This window comes from Flavimarina sp. Hel_I_48, assembly GCF_000733945.1.
Lineage (GTDB): Bacteria > Bacteroidota > Bacteroidia > Flavobacteriales > Flavobacteriaceae > Leeuwenhoekiella.
Window position 1 is genome coordinate 342,695 of record NZ_JPOL01000003.1, and the last position, 19,250, is coordinate 361,944.

At 38.7% G+C, this 19,250-nt stretch carries 20 protein-coding genes; 13 read left to right on the plus strand and 7 right to left on the minus strand.

What is annotated here, in order from left to right:
- The first annotated feature begins 91 nt into the window (after window positions 1–91).
- Window positions 92–1,540, plus strand: coding sequence for a nicotinate-nucleotide adenylyltransferase (locus tag P162_RS17390; RefSeq protein WP_031429252.1), 1,449 nt, complete (start codon window positions 92–94; stop codon window positions 1,538–1,540).
- 475 nt (window positions 1,541–2,015) lie between these two features.
- Here the strand turns inward: P162_RS17390 and P162_RS17395 are convergent, their stop codons facing one another.
- Window positions 2,016–2,270 carry a type B 50S ribosomal protein L31 gene (locus P162_RS17395; RefSeq protein WP_031429254.1) on the minus strand — a complete coding sequence of 85 codons (255 nt, stop codon included), beginning with the start codon at window positions 2,268–2,270 and terminating at the stop codon, window positions 2,016–2,018.
- 167 nt (window positions 2,271–2,437) lie between these two features.
- Between P162_RS17395 and P162_RS17400 the strand changes: the two genes are divergently transcribed.
- The 4 genes from P162_RS17400 to P162_RS17415 all read left to right on the plus strand — a co-directional run bounded on the left by P162_RS17400 (window position 2,438) and on the right by P162_RS17415 (window position 7,614).
- Entirely contained in the window at window positions 2,438–2,968 is a 531-nt protein-coding gene (locus P162_RS17400) for a DUF4199 domain-containing protein (protein ID WP_031429255.1), read from the plus strand.
- A gap of 7 nt (window positions 2,969–2,975) precedes the next feature.
- Window positions 2,976–3,932, plus strand: coding sequence for a glycosyltransferase family 2 protein (locus tag P162_RS17405; protein ID WP_031429257.1), 957 nt, complete (start codon window positions 2,976–2,978; stop codon window positions 3,930–3,932).
- Window positions 3,933–3,974: 42 nt separating this feature from the next.
- Window positions 3,975–5,702 carry a phospho-sugar mutase gene (locus tag P162_RS17410; protein ID WP_031429258.1) on the plus strand — a complete coding sequence of 576 codons (1,728 nt, stop codon included), beginning with the start codon at window positions 3,975–3,977 and terminating at the stop codon, window positions 5,700–5,702.
- Window positions 5,703–5,790: 88 nt separating this feature from the next.
- Complete coding sequence (locus tag P162_RS17415) at window positions 5,791–7,614, plus strand: ABC transporter ATP-binding protein (RefSeq protein WP_031429260.1); 1,824 nt, start codon at window positions 5,791–5,793, stop codon at window positions 7,612–7,614.
- 685 nt (window positions 7,615–8,299) lie between these two features.
- Here the strand turns inward: P162_RS17415 and P162_RS17420 are convergent.
- The 5 genes from P162_RS17420 to ruvX all read right to left on the minus strand — a co-directional run bounded on the left by P162_RS17420 (window position 8,300) and on the right by ruvX (window position 11,851).
- On the minus strand, window positions 8,300–9,250 hold the full coding sequence (locus P162_RS17420) for a sterol desaturase family protein (protein WP_031429262.1): 951 nt from the start codon (window positions 9,248–9,250) through the stop codon (window positions 8,300–8,302).
- A 91-nt stretch (window positions 9,251–9,341) separates the two neighbouring features.
- On the minus strand, window positions 9,342–10,115 hold the full coding sequence (mazG, locus tag P162_RS17425; RefSeq protein ID WP_031429263.1) for a nucleoside triphosphate pyrophosphohydrolase: 774 nt from the start codon (window positions 10,113–10,115) through the stop codon (window positions 9,342–9,344).
- 96 nt (window positions 10,116–10,211) lie between these two features.
- On the minus strand, window positions 10,212–10,640 hold the full coding sequence (locus P162_RS17430) for a DUF5606 domain-containing protein (protein ID WP_031429264.1): 429 nt from the start codon (window positions 10,638–10,640) through the stop codon (window positions 10,212–10,214).
- Window positions 10,641–10,821: 181 nt separating this feature from the next.
- A complete protein-coding gene (gene def, locus P162_RS17435; protein WP_031429266.1) occupies window positions 10,822–11,409 on the minus strand; it encodes a peptide deformylase in 588 nt (195 codons plus the stop codon).
- 37 nt (window positions 11,410–11,446) lie between these two features.
- Window positions 11,447–11,851 (minus strand): Holliday junction resolvase RuvX, encoded by a 405-nt coding sequence (ruvX, locus tag P162_RS17440; RefSeq protein ID WP_031429268.1) that lies wholly within the window; start codon window positions 11,849–11,851, stop codon window positions 11,447–11,449.
- A 160-nt stretch (window positions 11,852–12,011) separates the two neighbouring features.
- Here ruvX and P162_RS17445 point away from each other — a divergent pair, with 160 nt between their 5' ends.
- The 3 genes from P162_RS17445 to P162_RS17920 are packed head-to-tail and all read left to right on the plus strand — an operon-like array spanning window position 12,012 to window position 15,758.
- Window positions 12,012–12,827 (plus strand): 2,3,4,5-tetrahydropyridine-2,6-dicarboxylate N-succinyltransferase, encoded by an 816-nt coding sequence (locus P162_RS17445; RefSeq protein ID WP_031429270.1) that lies wholly within the window; start codon window positions 12,012–12,014, stop codon window positions 12,825–12,827.
- Between the two features lie 37 nt (window positions 12,828–12,864).
- Complete coding sequence (locus P162_RS17450; RefSeq protein ID WP_031429271.1) at window positions 12,865–13,932, plus strand: glycosyltransferase family 9 protein; 1,068 nt, start codon at window positions 12,865–12,867, stop codon at window positions 13,930–13,932.
- Window positions 13,929–15,758 (plus strand): glycosyltransferase, encoded by a 1,830-nt coding sequence (locus P162_RS17920; RefSeq protein WP_241077821.1) that lies wholly within the window; start codon window positions 13,929–13,931, stop codon window positions 15,756–15,758. Before P162_RS17450 ends, P162_RS17920 begins: the two co-directional genes overlap by 4 nt.
- Window positions 15,759–15,767: 9 nt before the next feature.
- Here P162_RS17920 and P162_RS17460 read toward each other — a convergent pair whose 3' ends face one another.
- A complete protein-coding gene (locus P162_RS17460) occupies window positions 15,768–16,520 on the minus strand; it encodes a lipopolysaccharide kinase InaA family protein (RefSeq protein ID WP_031429274.1) in 753 nt (250 codons plus the stop codon).
- 73 nt (window positions 16,521–16,593) lie between these two features.
- Here P162_RS17460 and P162_RS17465 point away from each other — a divergent pair, with 73 nt between their 5' ends.
- The 5 genes from P162_RS17465 to P162_RS17480 are packed head-to-tail and all read left to right on the plus strand — an operon-like array spanning window position 16,594 to window position 19,122.
- Window positions 16,594–17,658 carry a glycosyltransferase family 4 protein gene (locus P162_RS17465; protein ID WP_031429276.1) on the plus strand — a complete coding sequence of 355 codons (1,065 nt, stop codon included), beginning with the start codon at window positions 16,594–16,596 and terminating at the stop codon, window positions 17,656–17,658.
- Window positions 17,659–17,669: 11 nt separating this feature from the next.
- Window positions 17,670–17,903 carry a hypothetical protein gene (locus P162_RS17470; protein ID WP_031429278.1) on the plus strand — a complete coding sequence of 78 codons (234 nt, stop codon included), beginning with the start codon at window positions 17,670–17,672 and terminating at the stop codon, window positions 17,901–17,903.
- A gap of 15 nt (window positions 17,904–17,918) precedes the next feature.
- On the plus strand, window positions 17,919–18,092 hold the full coding sequence (locus tag P162_RS17785; protein WP_164076286.1) for a hypothetical protein: 174 nt from the start codon (window positions 17,919–17,921) through the stop codon (window positions 18,090–18,092).
- Window positions 18,089–18,514, plus strand: coding sequence for an FkbM family methyltransferase (locus tag P162_RS17475; RefSeq protein ID WP_031429280.1), 426 nt, complete (start codon window positions 18,089–18,091; stop codon window positions 18,512–18,514). The genes P162_RS17785 and P162_RS17475 overlap by 4 nt, the downstream gene beginning before the upstream one ends.
- Window positions 18,515–18,534: 20 nt before the next feature.
- The gene (locus tag P162_RS17480) at window positions 18,535–19,122 is read left to right on the plus strand and encodes an L-threonylcarbamoyladenylate synthase (protein ID WP_051908160.1); all 588 of its coding nucleotides are present in this window, start codon (window positions 18,535–18,537) and stop codon (window positions 19,120–19,122) included.
- Window positions 19,123–19,250: the final 128 nt, after the last annotated feature.

Genomic DNA, 19,250 nt, shown 5'->3' on the forward strand with positions numbered 1-19,250 from the left:
GATACAAAAATAGGTATATTTTTTCGTAAGCACGACCGATTTACTACCTTTGGTACATCTTTTGAAAGATGAAAAATTAAAAAAATAAGCTATGCCCATCACAATTGCAGGCGATAAGGAATTTGAAAATATTCCCTCCATTCATAACAAGACGTTGCGTATAAACATGAATGAAAATATTTATGGAACTTTCGCAGAAATAGGTGCCGGGCAGGAGACTGTACGGCATTTTTTTAGGGCTGGTGGTGCCAGCGGTACCATTGCAAAGGCAATGTCTGCCTACGATAAGGATTTTAGTGATGCCGTTTACGGTATTGAGGAAGATAGACGCTATGTGACCGAAGCACGTCTCAAAAAGATGCTTTCCCATGAAACCCAATTACTGGAGAACAGGATATCGCGGGAAAAACACCCCAATAAAATGTACTTTACGTATGCAAATACGGTAGCAACCATAGATTTTGCCAAGAAATACAAAGGACACGGTTGGGTGGGTATCAAATATCAGGTAGAACCGCAGGGAGGGTTCAACGAGATCATCATTCACGTGCGTTTTCATGAAAATGATGCCCGTCTACAGCAGCTAACGCTGGGAACTCTAGGCGTAAACCTCATTTACGGAGCGTATTACAAGTATGATTCCCCGAAAAAATTGCTGCGTTATTTATATGATCACGTAGATAAAGACCAGATCGAAATCGATATGATCAATTTTGAAGGCCCGCAGTTTGAAAAGGTGGATAACCGACTAATGAGCCTTCAACTATTGAAAAATGGCTTTACGGATGCCGTAATGTTTGGTCCTGACGGAAATAATATCCTTGCCGCCAAAATCCTTTATAAAAAGAATATCCTTGCCCTTCGCGGAAGCTTTAGACCCGTGACCAAGGTAAATATGGATATGTATGAGCAGTCCCTCGAATTATTTCTTAATGAAAATAGGGTTCAGAAAGAAAATACAGAAGTCCTTTTTGAAATTACCTTGTCAAACCTGAGGGCTGAGGGCGAGATCGACGAAGAGGATTTTATGGACCGCGCCAGACTTTTGTGTAGTTTAGGACAGACCGTAATGATATCCAACTTTCAGGAATATTATAAACTTGTAGAATATTTTGGTCGCTATACAAAAGAGCGTATGGCGCTCGCGATGGGTGTAAATAACCTTATCGATATTTTTGACGAGCAATATTACAGACATTTGAGCGGCGGGATCCTGGAAGCTTTTGGAAAACTTTTCTTTAAGGATTTAAGAGTTTACCTCTACCCCATGAAAGATCCAGAAACTGGCGAATTCACTACCAGTGAAAATCTTAAGGTACACCCACGTATGAAAGAATTGTACAAATTCTTTAAATACAATGGCCGCGTTGTGGATATTGAAGATTACGATCCAGAAATACTCACTATTTTCTCAAGGGAAGTGCTACGCATGATTTCTCATAACGAAGAAGGCTGGGAGAAAATGCTGCCAGAGGATACAGGCAAACTTATAAAAGAGCAACACTTATTTGATTATAAAAAGCCTGCGGTGGTTAATTAAAACCATTCGGATTTATATAGAATATTGATACAAAACGGGAGTACTATTTAAACATAGTACTTCCGTTTTTTGTTTGGTTACGCCTTCTAAAGAGTGATTAATCGTTTGAAAAACTTCATAAACTGACCGATTATTAAGCACTAGAAGTTGTTTTTTCGAGGTAAAAACGAACTTTTGCGTATTAAATTTTTGTGTATCTGTAAGTAATCCTAAAATTTATATTGATCATATATAGTGCAAACCTAGCATAGCAGAAAAACCTATGTCTTTGAGAAGAATTATGCGTTAGGGATTGCAGTGGAAATCCTTTTTGTAAGGCACGAGCAAAAAGATTGCAACCTAAAGCCCGACCCGCAGGAAAACGCCCCAAACTAAAAATAAAACCAGCTAAAATTCACCAATTAACTTCAGTATAGCGCACAAAAAAGCCTTTAGCTCAGGAAGCTAAAGGCTTTTCAATATTATAAGTCGCTTATTAGTTCTTAGCGAATTTCTTGTATTTGTTCTTGAACTTATCAATACGTCCAGCAGTATCTACAAGTTTAGATTTACCAGTGTAAAATGGATGTGATGTTCTAGAGATTTCCAATTTAACAAGTGGATATTCGGTACCATCCATATCAATGGTCTCCTTTGTGTTTGCTGTAGATTTAGTTAAAAACACTTCGTCGTTAGACATGTCTTTAAATGCTACAATTCTATAATTCTCTGGGTGAATGTCTTTTTTCATGATATCCTATTTAACGGTCTTCTCAATTTTGAAGTGCAAACTTAAAAATAAAAATTGGGTTCGCAAATTGATTTGTAATTAAATACATGTAAAATCGCAAATAGTAGTCTACAAAGACTAACAATTTCCTATTTTTGTCTACTAACTGGCCAAATTATAACTTATTTATGGAAACACAAGCAAGAAAGCAGGCGCTTAATTTAGGATTGTATATGGGATTGACCCTTATACTCGTCACAACCATTTGTTATGTGGTAAATGTAGGTTGGCTTGCCAACTTTTGGGTAGGTCTTCTAAACCTCGTCCTGGTCTTTTCTTTTGCCCTTTTTTCCTGCTATGCTGCCAGAAAAATTTTTAAGTTTCCCAGTTTTAAGGACGTTTTTACCTCTTATACCATAACCGTAGCTCTAGGTTTGATCATAAGCACCCTATTTACTATCATCCTCTTTAATTTTATTGATACAGATGCTGCTGATATTATAAAGGAAAAATCAATCGAAGAAGTACAGGGCATCATGGAACGTTTTAATGCACCACAGGCTGACATTGATAAAGCGGTACAGGAAGCACGTAATGCGGACAATAATTTTTCTGTAGGAAGCCAAATACAGGGTTATTTTATTTTTCTTGCCATTATGCTCTTAATAGGCTTGCTCGCCTCGCTTTTATTTCGCAAAAAAGACCCCACCCTAGCCTAGAGATTTTATGCAACTATCTATAGTAATCCCATTGCTCAATGAACGGGAATCGCTTGATGAATTATATCGCTGGCTGGCCACTACTTTAGAGTCCCATGGTTTTACCTATGAGCTTCTTTTTATAGACGACGGGAGCACAGATGGTTCCTGGGAGGTTATAGCTTCCCTGGCCGATGCGCATCAGGAAGTAAAAGGTATTAGATTTAACCGAAATTATGGAAAAAGCCAGGCATTGCATGCAGGTTTTGATGCTGCCGCCGGAGACGTGATAATTACTATGGATGCCGACTTACAGGACAGTCCGGAAGAAATCCCAGAACTGTACGCCCTGATAAAAAACGAAGGTTACGACCTGGTTTCCGGATGGAAAAAAAAACGGTACGATTCGGTATTGTCTAAAAACTTACCTTCAAAATTATTCAATGCAGCTGCCCGTAAAACGAGTGGCCTGCAGCTGCACGATTTCAACTGCGGACTAAAAGCTTATAAAAATGCGGTTGTAAAAAACATTGACGTATCCGGTGAGATGCATAGGTATATTCCGCTTCTTGCGAAAAATGCAGGTTTTGCAAATATTACCGAAAAAACGGTCAAACATCAGCCTCGTAAATATGGCGAAACAAAATTTGGTGCAGATCGCTTTATAAAAGGTTTTCTTGATTTACTTACGATCTGGTTCATTACGTATTTCGCAAAAAGGCCCATGCATCTTTTTGGCGCGCTGGGCGGCATAATGTTTATAATTGGTTTTAGCTTTGCCGTATATTTGGGTATTGATAAGCTTTTTTTCAATACAGCCGGTAGGCTATTGACCCAGCGGCCAGAATTTTACCTTTCCCTGATCAGTATGGTAATAGGTGTGCAATTATTTATCGCCGGCTTTCTGGGAGAACTCATTTTGCGGTCTAAAAATGACCGCAAAAGGTACTTAATAACTGCCAAAAAAGGCTTTAAATCTGCTTAAAGCACTTAAAAAACGTATTTTTGAACATTAAACTATTAAAACATGAGTGATATAGCCCCTGAAATTCAGAATAAAATAGATTCCTGGTTAACCGATGATTTTGACCAGACAACCAAGGCTAAAATAAAGGAACTTCAAAAAGAGGATCCTGATGGGCTCAAAGAGGCTTTTTATAAAAACCTGGAGTTTGGTACCGGGGGTATGCGCGGTGTGATGGGTGTGGGTACAAATCGTATCAACAAATATACACTGGGTAAAAATACCCAGGGACTTTCCAACTATCTCAAAGAAACATTCAAAGAAGAGCAGATAAAAATTGCGATAGCCTATGATTGTCGCAATAACAGTAAAGAACTGGCTCAGGTCGTTGCAGATGTATTTTCTGCAAATGATATCGTGGCCTATATTTTTTCTGATCTGCGCCCTACCCCAGAACTGAGTTTTGCCGTAAAAGAATTGAACTGCCATTGTGGTATTGTACTTACCGCAAGCCATAACCCACCTGAATATAACGGCTATAAGGTGTACTGGCAAGACGGCGGCCAGCTTGTTCCACCAGAAGATCATGAGATCATTGAACGTATTGAAAACATGGATTATTCTGAGATCAATTTTGAGGCAAAGCCAGAACTTATACAAAGTATTGACGATAAGATCGATGAAGCTTTTATTAAAGCTTCACTTAAAAATGGAAGCTTTAGCGATCTCAAAGAACACCGCAGTAAAACCAAGATTGTTTTTACACCCCTGCACGGTACTTCGGTAACCATAATTCCTGATGTACTTGACGGGGCAGGATACAAAAATGTGTTCATGGTTGAGGAGCAGATGAAGCCTAATGGCAACTTCCCAACTGTAAAATCCCCTAATCCAGAAGAACCGGAAGCTTTAAAAATGGCCATGGAACTTGCTGAAGAAACGGGTGCGGATATCGTAATAGGTACAGATCCAGACTGCGATAGATTAGGTATCGCGGTACGCGACAACAACCATAAATTACTTTTGCTCAATGGTAATCAGACCATGCTGGTAATGACTGATTTCCTGTTGAAGAATTACATAGAAAATAAGAGCGTAAAAGGAAATGAATTTATCGCTTCCACGGTTGTATCTACTCCCATGATGGAGGTGCTTGCAAAGGCTTACAAAGTGGAATGTAAACTGGGCCTTACCGGCTTTAAGTGGATTGCCAAGATGATCAAAGATTTTCCCGAACAGCAATTTATAGGAGGCGGGGAAGAAAGCTTTGGCTATATGGTAGGTGATTTTGTTCGGGATAAAGATGCGGTTACCGCTACCCTACTTGCCTGTGAGATCGTTACCTGGGCGAAAGCAAATAATACTTCGTTCTATGATATGCTTATCGATCTTTATGTGAAACATGGTCTTTATAAAGAAAACCTGGTTTCCCTGGTCAAAAAAGGAATATCTGGCGCAGAGGAAATCACACAGATCATGAAAGATCTACGTGAGAACCCCATGACCGAAATAAATGGTGAAAAAGTAGTACGTATCGATGATTATAAAACATCTAAATCTATGCGACTGGCTACTGGCGACACGGAGGATATAGACATTCCAAAATCCAATGTGCTTATTTACCATACAGAACAAGGTAGCCGTATTGCGGCACGCCCCAGCGGTACAGAACCTAAAATTAAATTTTATATCAGTGTTAACCTTCCTCTTGATAACGCATCAGAATACGAAAAGGTAAATAAAGAACTTGACTATAAAATACAGGGAATTATACAGGAAATGGGCGTATAACAACGATCCTATTCAATCTAAGGGTTTGCGTATTGACCCGTATAATAGAGCATGTCATTTCTAATGGCATGCTTTTTTAAATCACATCATGAATTATTTTAAACAAATCCTTCGTTTTGCACTGCCCTACAAGCGCTATGCAATCTTAAATATTGTCTGTAACATATTTTATGCGCTTTTTAGTACGCTATCCTTTCTTGCACTCATACCGGTAATAGAAATTCTTTTTGACAAAAGTAAACGCGTTAACAAGCTTCCCGTTTGGGATGGATGGACTGGCGTTAAGGATTATGCAGTTGATTCTTTCTATTATAATATAAGTCAGCGTGTGGCAGACAATGAGCTTTCTGCTTTGGTTTATATCTGTATCATCGTTGTCATCCTATTTTTTCTCAAAAATCTTTTTGGCTACCTGGCTACATTTTTTATTACATTTTTACGTAACGGTGTCATGCGCGATGTTCGCAATGCCATTTACGAAAAACTCACCGAACTACCCATCGCCTATTTTTCTGAAAAACGTAAAGGGGATACGATTTCCCGCATTACTGCAGATGTAAACGAGGTGGAACATTCATTCCTATCTATTCTTGAAATGGTAGTTCGTGAACCGCTTACAATCATATTTACGATTATCGCCATGTTATTGATAAGCGCAAAACTGACCCTGTTTGTATTCATCTTTCTGCCCATCTCCGGTTTTGTTATTTCAAGGATTGGGAAGACCTTAAAACGGCAATCCCATAAGGCACAGGAGGAGAATGGTAAATTCCTCTCCATTGTGGAGGAAACCTTGTCCAGTCTTAAAATTGTAAAAGGGTATAATGCCGAAGACGCTTTTAGGAAAAAGTTTAGAGAAAGTACAGATCGCCTGAATACAATTCTCAACAGCCTGGTAAACCGTCAGAATATGGCCTCTCCCACCAGTGAGTTTTTAGGGATTTTTGTGATCGTTATCATTTTGTGGTTCGGTGGGCAGATGGTTTTGGTTGAAGGAACCCTTCAGGCGGCCTCTTTTATTGCGTTTTTGGGTCTTTCTTATCAGATTTTGACTCCTGCCAAGCAGATTAGCAAAGCATCTTATAGTGTGAAAAAGGGGAATGCCGCGGCAGAACGAATTCTTGAAGTGCTGCATACGGAATCTACCATTACAGATGCCCCAGACGCCATACAGAAAAATACGTTTGATAAAGCACTGGTATTGAAGGATATTTCCTTCCGCTATGAAGAGGAATGGGTGCTTAAAAACTTTAGCGTGGCGGTGCCTATAGGCTCTACGGTTGCTTTGGTAGGTCAAAGTGGTAGTGGAAAGAGCACCATCGCCAATCTTGTGACCCGTTTTTATGAGGTAAACGATGGCAGCATACAGGTAGATGGAACAGATATAAGGAAAATAACAAAAAAATCACTCCGTGATCTTCTGGGACTGGTGACACAGGATTCTATCCTCTTTAATGATACGGTACGCAACAACGTGCTTTTAGGGAAACCTGATGCTACGGATGAAGAAATTATTGAAGCCCTCAAAATAGCCAACGCATGGGAATTTGTCAAGGATCTACCCCTTAAGCTGGAAACCAATATTGGGGATAGTGGGAACAAATTAAGTGGTGGACAAAAACAACGAATCTCTATTGCCCGTGCAGTACTTAAAAACCCTCCTATTATGATTCTCGACGAGGCGACATCGGCATTGGATACACAAAGTGAACGACTGGTACAGAACGCGCTGGAAAATATGATGATGAACCGTACTTCTCTGGTTATCGCCCATCGTCTCAGCACCATTCAAAACGCAGATCTTATCGTGGTCATGCAACGTGGCGAAATCGTAGAACAGGGCAAACATCACGAACTGCTCGCTAAAAATGGTTCGTATAAGAAATTGGTAGAAATGCAATCTTTCGATTAACCGTAAAATTATTCAATGTCCTTTCTGAAAATTCTGGACACTGAGTTTTAGAAGATCCAAAATATCTTTTTAACATTAAGAAATGCAATACGCGGTAAATAAAGTTATAAAGTAAAAATGGAGCCCAATTGGGCTCCATTCTTATTAAAAAGTGCTGACTTGCTTTGGGGTGGACAAGTCAGCTGCTGTCGTAATTAACGACCAATTATTCTTTTGGGGTGAATAACTGGATTTCCTTAACATTATGGTACAAATATAACAGATGTTAATCGTTCTCACAAGAAAATTATGCATTTAAACAGTTAATATTGCATTTAATCGATAAAATACATAGTTTTATTACTCTTGCTTTAGGTTTTAATTAATAATACTCAAAGCTAAAATTCTGATTTTAAGATCAAAACATGTTGAATGTAGAAATCATGTACAGGTTGAAGTTTTCAAGGAATTACGATCTTAAAAAACTTTTTATATCCTCAATCGTAACTAGTATTAGATAGCGCATTTCACCATTAAAATTTGAACAATAGTTCTAAAGAAAAAGATTCTGGTTAATTCTCAAACATTTATAAACTAGAAAAGGGTTTGAGATAATAATCTCAAACCCTTTTCTAATAGTAGTATGCTTTACTTAGCTACGTAATCAAAGATAACGCAGTCCTGATTTCAGGAAATAGTTCGTTTTTCAAGCTTTTACCATATTCTTTCCAGACTCCGAATCCAAACGTATTTTTCTCCTAAGTTGTCTTGTGGTCAATGTACTTCCATCATGGCTCCATCCTGGGGGTCCAAAGGCATACATAAATTTATGGTACCAGTTATCAGAGCGCTTCATATCCTTCCAGATATCTTTATATTCATGAGTTAGAATAACGTAAGGATTGTAAGAATTAGGTGGTTTCGTAACGCCGTATTCTATGGCAATATCTTCATCCAGTTCCTTCCACGTACCAAAAATACGGTCAAAAGCATTTAAAATCCCACCGTGGTTTTTATCCATATATTCAATATTACGGGCATGATGAACCTGATGCATGGTGTGAGTGTTGAGAAAACGCTCCAGGAATCCCATTTTCGGGATATATTGGGAATGTAACTGAAATTGCCAAAGTGCTTCTATTCCAAGACAAACAATCAACATTTCCACGGGAAACCCTAGCGCGGGTATCCACATGTAAAACAGTGGTTTGTAAAAAATAGTAAACCATCCATTACGTATAGCGGTACCCAGATTAAAATTATCTGAAGAGTGATGCACAATATGTGCTGCCCATAAAAATCTCACCATATGGTTTTCCCGGTGAAACCAATAATAGGATAAATCATCTGCCAGCATGCACAATACCCAAAAATACCAGGCATAACCAAACGATTCCCATCCCATTATATTGGTACGTACACCTTCTACAAGTGGATTGAAAATTTCATAAACAACCTTAAAAATCAAAATGGCCGAAATGGTTTTAGCCAAAGGCGATAGAATTGCAGATCCAAGTCCCATTGCAAAGCTAGATCTCAGGTCTTTCCATTCATAAAGATGCTTACCTTCATCGTGCGACTTGCTGTAGGTAAGCTCTACAAGGATGAGCCCTAGAAAACAGGGAACACCATAAATTAAAGGGTTTGTAAAATCCATAGTCTTAAAATACTTAGGTAATTGCCCCTATGGAGCATATACCGGTTTTGATTAAAGTTCTTAACTGTTCAATATAAGCAATTCTGGTCGTTTAAAGTTTTTTTGCTTCTTCCCAAAAAATATCCATTTCTGCCAATGTCATATCTTTTAGTGATTTATTGGTGCTTTTTGCTTTCTCTTCCAAATACTGAAAACGCTTTATGAACTTTTTATTGGTACGCTCCAGAGCACTCTCTGGATCAATATTTAAAAAGCGCGCGTAATTAATCATTGAAAACAAGACATCGCCAAATTCGGCTTCCATTTTATCCTGATCTGCACTATTTACTTCCGCCTGCAGTTCGGCCAATTCTTCTTTTACTTTTTCAAAAACCTGTTGGGGCTCCTCCCAGTCAAAACCCACACCAGCAACTTTATCCTGTATCCTGCTGGCCTTAACCAAAGCTGGTAATGATTTTGGAACACCTTCAAGCACAGAGGATTTTCCTTCTTTTAATTTCAGGTTTTCCCAATTGCGCTTTACATCTTCTTCGTTCTCTACTTTGACATCTCCATAAATATGGGGATGCCTTGAAATGAGCTTTTCGCAAATGCCATCAGCTACATCTGCAATATCAAAACTGTTTGTTTCACTGCCTATTTTAGCATAAAAAACAATGTGCAATAATAGATCTCCTAATTCTTTTTTTACCTCATCAAGATCATCCTCTAATATGGCATCACCCAGTTCATAGGTTTCTTCAATAGTAAGATGGCGCAAGGACCTGAGGGTTTGTTTTTTATCCCAGGGGCACTGTTCACGCAGTTCATCCATTATGGTAAGCAGGCGATCAAAAGCCTGCAATTTTTCCTGGCGGTTACTCATAATAAGGGTTTGAGGAGAAACTAACAATAAAACTACCAATGGAGCACAAAATCCCCAAATTCGGTAGCTAAATGTACTATTATTTAGAATTCACTTCTACTCTTCTTCATCCTTCGCAGGCTCTTCACTCTTGTTATTTTCTTCCAGATCAAGCATATCCTGAGCTTGAAGGAGATTGTACCATTGTATCACTTTCTTGATATCACTGGCATAAACGCGATCTTCATCAAAATTAGGCAAAACATCGAAAAAATAAGCCTCAAGTTCATCTTTTGAAGACTTATGGTCTATTGCTTGTTTGCCATTTTCTTTTTCGCTTATATTTTTAAAAATATCTTTTAAGGGAACCTCTCCCTCAAGCGTATAAATAGCAATTTCTGATAAGATACTTACATTATGGCGCATGCTTACGGGTATCTTCTTACCATCTAAAAGGGATTCTGCTATAAACCCGGTACGTGTCTTGGCTCTTAAGTGATACAATCCCGGTTTTCCTGAAATGGATAATACTTTATCTAAACTCATTTTATATATTTTTTAAAGCTGAGAGGTTTTTTCTCAATTTACGATACTTTTAACCTATCAGTTTTGGATTTGTTTTTTTGAGGTTGCAAATATCACTTTGAAAAAATGATTTTTCAAAGGAATGTAACTAAATATTTGCATGCGTTATGTGAAGATAGATTCAGCTAAAACGCATTATGTTCTATCGACCTTTTTTTTCCGGGAATCGCATACGATAATCCGCATCTACTTTTCCTTTGCTAATACCTTTCAACTTACCTTTCAAAATACGTTTTTTGAGGCTAGAAAGCTTATCCGTAAATAAGACACCTTCTATATGATCGTATTCATGCTGAATTACTCTTGCGATTAGTCCTGTATAGGTCTCCGTATGTTCCTTACGGTCCAGATCTTCATATCGTATAGTGATATCTGGCTGGCGGAAAACGTCTTCATTGATACCAGGTATACTTAAACAACCTTCACCAAAAGGCCATTCATCACCTTTTTCTTCGATGATCTCTGCGTTGATAAATGCTTTTTTAAAGTTCTCAAGATCTTTACGTTCCTCATCTTCTATATCTTCATCTGAAGAAAATGGCGCCGTATCTACAATAAATATGCGAAGGGATTTCCCTACTTGCGGAGCGGCAAGCCCTACCCCACTGGCGCCGTACATTGTTTCAAACATATTATCTATCAGCACTTCTAAGTCAGGATATTCTGCTGGGATCATTTTTGCCTTCTGTTTCAGCACGGGATCACCGTACGCTACTATAGGTAAAATCATGGCTACTTTTATTTTTGTTCTTTACTTTAAAAGCTATTTATTTATACAAATATGTCTGTAATATAATAGTGGCGCTAATTTCGTCAACGAGCGCCTTGTCTTGACGTTTTTTCTTCTTTAGACCGCTCTTGATCATGCTTTCTACTGCTAGTTTAGAAGTAAAACGCTCATCTACACGGGTTATTGGAATAACTATGACCTTTTCCAGATTTTCACAGAACTTTAAAATATGTTCTTCCACTGCAGATGCTTCATTATTCATACGCTTGGGCTCCCCAATAAGTATACGCTCTACATCTTCCTTTTCACAATATTCCTTTAAAAAAGAGAGCAGATCATCCGTTTTTACGGTAGTTAGTCCAGAGGCTATAAGCTGCAGTTCATCTGTAACTGCAATACCCGTGCGCTTTGTACCGTAATCTATTGCAAGAATGCGTGCCATACTTCAATTTTTGCAAAAGTAAGGTTTTAAAACTTATATGGGCAAGCCTTGGCTGTTTATAGTAGTGGGATTATCTTTGAAACCTGGACTTTGAATAATAACAACAAAACGGCGCCTTCTATAGCCTTGGCCAACCGTTATGATAAAAACCTAAAAGATTTTGGAGCAAGTAAAAAATGTGATTGAAAAAGCCTGGGACGACAGGTCCCATCTTACCGAAAAGGTAACTCAGAATGCGATTAGGGAAGTCATTGAACTTTTGGACGAAGGGGTTCTTCGCGTTGCAGAACCTGATGGTGATGGCTGGAAGATAAATGAATGGGTAAAGAAAGCGGTCGTTCTTTATTTCCCAATTCAGAAAATGGAGAAAATGGAAGTCGGTATTTTTGAATATCACGATAAAATGCCTCTCAAAACAGGTTATCAAAATAAGGACATTCGGGTTGTGCCAAATGCCGTTGCACGTCATGGTGCGTATATCTCAAAGGGAGTGATCCTCATGCCGAGTTATGTCAATATTGGCGCACATATAGAAGAAGGCACAATGGTAGATACCTGGGCGACTGTAGGTAGCTGCGCCCAGATAGGAAAAAATGTACACCTTAGCGGTGGTGTGGGAATAGGTGGTGTTTTAGAACCATTACAGGCTGCACCTGTCATTATAGAGGACAATGCCTTTATAGGGTCCAGATGTATTGTGGTAGAAGGTGTACGTGTGGGGAAAGAAGCTGTTTTAGGAGCTAATGTGGTTTTGACGGGTTCGACAAAGATCATAGATGTGACTGGTGATGAGCCTAAAGAATCAAAGGGATATGTACCACCGCGCAGTGTGGTGATCCCCGGTAGTTATACGAAGAAATTCCCTGCTGGGGAATTTCAGGTTCCCTGTGCACTTATAATTGGCACACGCAAAGAAAGCACCAATAAAAAAACCTCTTTAAATGATGCACTGAGGGATTATAGTGTCGCCGTATAGCACATCGATTTTCTTTTATTACTTTTAGGGCATATATATGAAGGTTTTGGTTATTCAGCAGAAGATGATAGGCGATGTGCTGTTGTCTTCCATACTTTTTGAAGCCTTAAATGATAAATTTCCCGGTGCAGAATTACATTTTCTTATTAGAAAAAATACGCTACCGGTAGTAGCAGGTAATCCTTATATTCACACGATCATTTTAGACCGTGAGGACGAGTTAGGAAAAAAACTTAATTTTATTGCATTCCTGTCACGTCTTAGAAAGGAACGATATTACGCTGTAATTGACGTTTACTCAAAGATTGGGTCTGCGCTTTTAACCTACGGTACTCATGCAAAAGTACGAGTAGGTAGAAAAAAATGGTATACTTGGTTTTTATACACAACGACCAAGGATTATCAAAATACACCAAAAAGTATTGTTGGTAAAGCAATTCAATTTCGTATGGATTTATTGAGACCCCTGGGAATAGCAGGAGAACAAACATATAGGCCTAAAATTTCCCTCGCCCCAGAAGAGAAGGAAGTGGCAAAAAAGTTTATGGTACAGTCTGGGGTCAATCTTTCCCGCCCTATTGTCATGTGCAGTGTTTTAGGAAGTAGTATTAATAAAAGTTATCCTTTGGCTCATTTTGCCGAAGTACTTAAAACAATCGTAGCTACCAGTGATGTCCAACTTCTCTTTAATTATTTGCCTTCACAACATGACCGTGTAGAAGAATTGCTAGGCCTCTGTGATCCTAAAGTAAAATCGAGGGTTATACGGTCGTGTTATGCAACTAGCCTGAGACAATTTATCAGTATAGCGTCTTTTTGCGATGTGCTTATAGGAAATGAAGGCGGCGCTGTACATATGGCAAAAGCTGTTGATGTGCCCACTTTTGCTATATTCTCTCCCCAAATTCAAAAAGAAACCTGGATCAATGAGGAAAGCGATAAGGATGTCGCGGTACATATTAATGATTATAAACCCGAATTATTTGACAATTTAGCCGAAAAAAAGGATGTTCTAGCCGCAAATGAGAGACTGTATACCGCATTTAGCCCTGATCACTTTCAACCTCTTTTAGTTGATTTTTTGAAGAAAAATATCAATAAATGATCTATAGGTTTTTAATCTACATTTCTCATTCCTATGGTATCCCCATTGGCGAACCTTTGGAACAGGAGATTGAAAAGCGCGGCTATCAGGTAAAGTGGTTTGCCGATATGTCCTATTCCAAAAAGAAGATCAAAAACAAAGATACCTGTGACTCCATACAGGATATAAAAAATTATCATCCCCATGTTGTACTGACCGCCACAGATAGCGTACCTGATTTTATACCGGGTATCAAAGTGCAGTTATTTCATGGTTTTCTTGCCTTTAAACACAGTCATAAAAGAGGGCATTTTAGAATCAGGGGATTTTTTGACCTCTATTGTACCCAGGGAGCTTCAACAACGAGTATTTTCAAACAAAAAGAAAAGAAATACGGATATTTTGATGTCGTAGAAACGGGATGGTCAAAAGTAGATCCGCTCTTTCCTATAGTAAAGAGAGAAGTTCATGCCCGACCTACTTTACTTATTGCATCTACTTTTTCGCCAAAATATAGCCTTGCCCACAATCCTGAAGTGGTAGAAGTCATAAAGAATCTGTCAAACAGCAATACTTTTAAAATCCTGGTCGTATTACATCCTAAAATGAGCAAGGATATTGTAAACAAGTTCAAAACGCTTGTAAACGACAACCTTTCCTTTCACAAAACCACCAATCTAATCCCCTTGTTCAAGCAGGCAGATGTTATGCTGGGCGATACCACTTCTGCAATTACCGAATTTCTCTTGCAGGAAAAACCGGTGGTTACCTTTAAAAATAACAAACCTGGGCCACATCTGCTAAATGTTGAAACAACGGAAGAGATAGTCCCAGCACTGGAAAAAGGTCTTACAGAACCAGAACAACTCATGAATTCCATTCGTGAATATATTAAAGTTACCCACCCCTATAAGGATGGTCAATCAAGTGCCAGGGTCGTTGAAGCATCCGTAGCCTTTTTGCACAAAAACAAGGATTATTTAAAGCCAAAGCCCATAAATTTAGTTCGGCGATTTAAGATGAGGCGCAAATTGGGAGATTTTAAAAGCAAGACCGTTCGACATCCTATTACCCTTACTGATCAAAAAAACCGAGAAAAGGTCACCGCCATTATCCCGGTTTATAATGAAGCCCATAATATTGAAAACACCTTAAAGTCTGTTGCTTTCGCTGATGAAACCATGGTGGTAGATTCTTACAGTACAGATGATACTGTAGAAATCGCTAAAAAGTACACAGATTTTGTAATACAAAGGGATTTTGAATATCCTGCTTCCCAGAAAAACTGGGCCATTCCCCAGGCTTCTTATGAATGGATTCTTCTGCTTGATGCAGATGAACGCGTGACCCCTGCGCTGCAAGATGAAATTTTAGAAATTCTTGCAAAACCAGAACCAGATATAAATGCCTACTGGATTTACCGCAAAAACCATTTTATGGGAAAAGAGGTTCGGTACAGCGGTTGGCAAAATGATAAGGTTATTCGTCTTTTTAAGAAAAGTTACAACCGTTATGAGGATAAAATGGTCCATGAAGAGATAATTTCTGAGGGCACTGTAGGTTTTCTTAAAAACAGGTTGCACCACAATACCTATGTAAGCTTAGATCACTATCTTAATAAACTGAATAAATATTCCTACTGGCAGGCTCGGGACTATGACAGCATCACAGGGACGCTTACCCCATTCCATTTTTTAGTCAAACCGTTCTGGAAATTCTTTAAACATTATATTATCCAACAGGGATTTCGTGACGGTATTGTGGGTTTCTCGGTTAGTTTTTTACAAAGCTATTCCGTAGTGCTTCGATACATGCGGCTATATCTTTACCGCAGGGATATTAAATAAAACAAACGATTATTTCCAGAACCTAAGTTTCTTTTTCAGGCGTTTTTTTCTATGAAAACCTTCCTGAAATTCCTTAGTGGCCTTCCACATATCACTTATTGTTTTTTGCTCATCATATCCCGCCAGGCGCGCATACTCCTTTGCCATGACCACTACCATCTTCTTCTTAGGCGTCAAACGGCTAAAGTTTTTGATCCGTGTGGTATAATCCATTGGTTTAAATTCCATTCTGTTAAGGTCCACCAGATAAAATTCATATGCTTTCGCGTTCTTTACGATCAGCGTATTACCGGGAGAGTGATCTAAAAAGTGAATCCCTTTTTCATGCAAACTGAATGTAAATTGAGTAAACGCCTTTAAAATTTCCGTTTCTCCGGCATATTTTGGGTTATCCACAAGATCGCGGTAGGTAAGGTCACAATCAAGAAGGTCACAGGCATAAAAACTTTTATTGAAAAGCAATTTAGCTTCTTCGGCATATGCGATAGGCTTTGGGGTGCCTACCTGCATTTCAAGCAATTTTGTGGCATACTCATACGAGCGCTGGGCCTTAGACTTCCTAAGAAATTTGTAGGCGATTTTATTGACCAGATTAGGGATTTTGAAGGATTTTATAGAGATTTTCTTTCCTTCAAAGTCAAATGTTTTAATGGTATTTCGGGCACCGCCAGAAAAAAGGGTGCCTTCATGATCAAAATCTTTGAGCAGTTGCTCTAATTTTAAAACACTACTTTTGTTATCCAGATTGGAATGTAGTTTCATACGTTGATTTGAAGTGCAAAAGTAATGCTAATTTATAAAGTTGGAAAACGGCCAAAACCAGTCATAAATCACCATGAAACATGTCTTTTTAGAATCTCATAATATAAAAAACAGGTATTTTGGTTTCGGTCAGTTCAACTATCATTTGATCAAAGGTTTAAGTGAGATTGAGCAGGATGAACAGTTAAAATTTACAGTTCATGCGAGTGACTTAAAAGAACTTCAGGAGGAATTTGGGACAACATTCAACTACAAAAAGTATAGTTCGTTATCAAGGCACCCGCTGTTTAGGATCCGCAAAAAATACGATCTGTGGCATTCGCTGAATCAAAACACAAAAATAGAACCGCATACTCAATTACCCTATTTAATGACTGTTCACGACATTCACTTTATGGAAGAGCGTTCCGGTGACGATAAGCGTAAGCAGCGCTTTAATGAAAAACTTAGCCGCTGTAATGCCATTGTCTATATTTCAAACTTTGCAAAAGAAAATACGCACGCCCATTTTAGGGTGCCCGCTGTCCCAGAGCACGTAATCTACAACGGTAATACGATTACAAATACGAATATACCTGAAGATTACCGGCCAGATTTTATTCCGGCGCAGCCTTATTTATTTAATATTGGTGAAATGACAGCGCGCAAAAACACGCATACCCTGGTTGAAATGTTGGTTTTTTTACCCAATTTTCAGCTGGTTCTCGCCGGTAATTCCAACAAAGAGTATGTTGAAACCGTAAAAAAACATATTTCTAAAAACAAGCTTGAAAACCGGGTACACATCTTAGGGAAGATCAGCGAAATAGATAAAAGATATTATTTGAAAAATTGCGCTGGTTTTGTTTTCCCATCCCTACGCGAAGGTTTTGGTTTGCCCCCAATTGAAGCCATGAGCTACGGTAAACCCGTTTTTCTTTCAAATAACACATCCCTACCGGAAATAGGTGGAGCGCATGCTTTTTACTGGGATCACTATGATCCCGAATATATGGCGGAAACAGTAGAAAATGGACTCTCCAACTATAAAGAAAACGAGCAAGACTTAAGTCGGCTTTACAGAAACCATGCAAATAGTTTCAAATGGGAAGAAACCGCAAAGCAATACATGAAGGTTTATAAATCCCTGTTATCTTAAATCATCGTGTTATGCTGAGAAAGATCAAATATTTCTTTAAAAACAGGAAATCCATCAAGCGCAAAACTACGCTGGGACCTTATGCCAGGGGGATAATCTACGATACGCAAAATGGGATTATCGCGATGCCCACAGAAGATATCAGCATAGGAAAAGCCCTGGTTTTTGATGGGAAATGGGATATTGATAAGATTGAAATCATAAGCCAGTTAATGAACTCTGAAGATGTGATCTATGTTGTGTGAACGCACGTAGGGACGTTGCTGGTTCCACTGGCTAAAAAGGCCGGGGAAATTATAGGTTACGAAGCGAATAAAAACACCTTTGATTTTGTTCAAATGAACCTGCACCTGCATACATTGAACAATGTACGTGCTTTCAATAATGCGGTGGGCAATGAGACAAAAAAAGTACGTTTTATCAAAATACAGTGAATACCGGCGAAAGTGAAATTAAACCGGTCACAAATATTTTGAGGTACAGTTATGATCAACTTAAAGAAGTGCAGGTAGAAATGATAACCCTTGATGAACATATTGAAGATCAAAAACTACCCATCCCACAAGGCCTGATCATGGACATAGAGGGTGCTGGGTACTTTCCTCTTTTAGGAATGCAAAAAACACTTAAGTCAGTGAATTTTCTATACATGGAATATGTTCACCACCACCTCAAAAATGTTTCAAATGTTACGGTAGACGTTTTTGCGGCACTTATTACACCACATTTTAAAAACGCCCGTTTTTTAAAAGATGAGAAACGTATTTCACTCGAAGAAAATGCAGATAAATTGATAAGCTATCTCAACGAACTATCCGTCAGGGATAAGTCAGACGATATACTTTTTACAAAATAATTATCCTAATACATTTACAAATGCCACCCAGTAATTACAAGAACAATATCACCACAGAAGGAAAAGAAGCCCTTGCCGTACTAAAACGTGGCGGACTCATACTTTATCCCACAGATACGGTGTGGGGAATAGGTTGTGATGCCACTAATGCAGATGCGGTAGATAAAATTTATGCCCTTAAAAAGCGTGCGGAAACAAAGGCGATGATCTGCCTGGTCAATGATTTTAAATTGCTCAATCAATTTATTGAACAAATTCCCGAAGTTGCCTACGACATCTTGAAATATGCCGAAAAACCTACCACAATTGTCTATGATGACCCCATTAGGGTAGCAGAAAATCTTGTGGGAGAAGATAATACCCTCGCCATACGCGTGACCCGGGATGATTTTTGCAGCCAACTTATAAAAAGACTGGGAAGGCCTCTTGTTTCAACATCGGCAAACCTTAGTGGGGAACCTACACCAAAAAGCTTTAAAGAAATCTCACCGGTCATTTTAAATGGCGTTGACTATATCGTAAATTTGCAGCGCAATAAAAAATCAGGTGATCCTTCTACCATTATAAGGCTTAAAAATGATGGTCAGGTAACCATCCTGCGCAAATAAAAAACTATGCTTACCCAAAGCTTTGATAAAGCGATAGATTACGAAATTTTCTCAAAAATAGGCCTTGCGGCAGATGAACTGGATCTTGAAACCTTTGTAATTGGGGGTTATGTAAGGGATTACATACT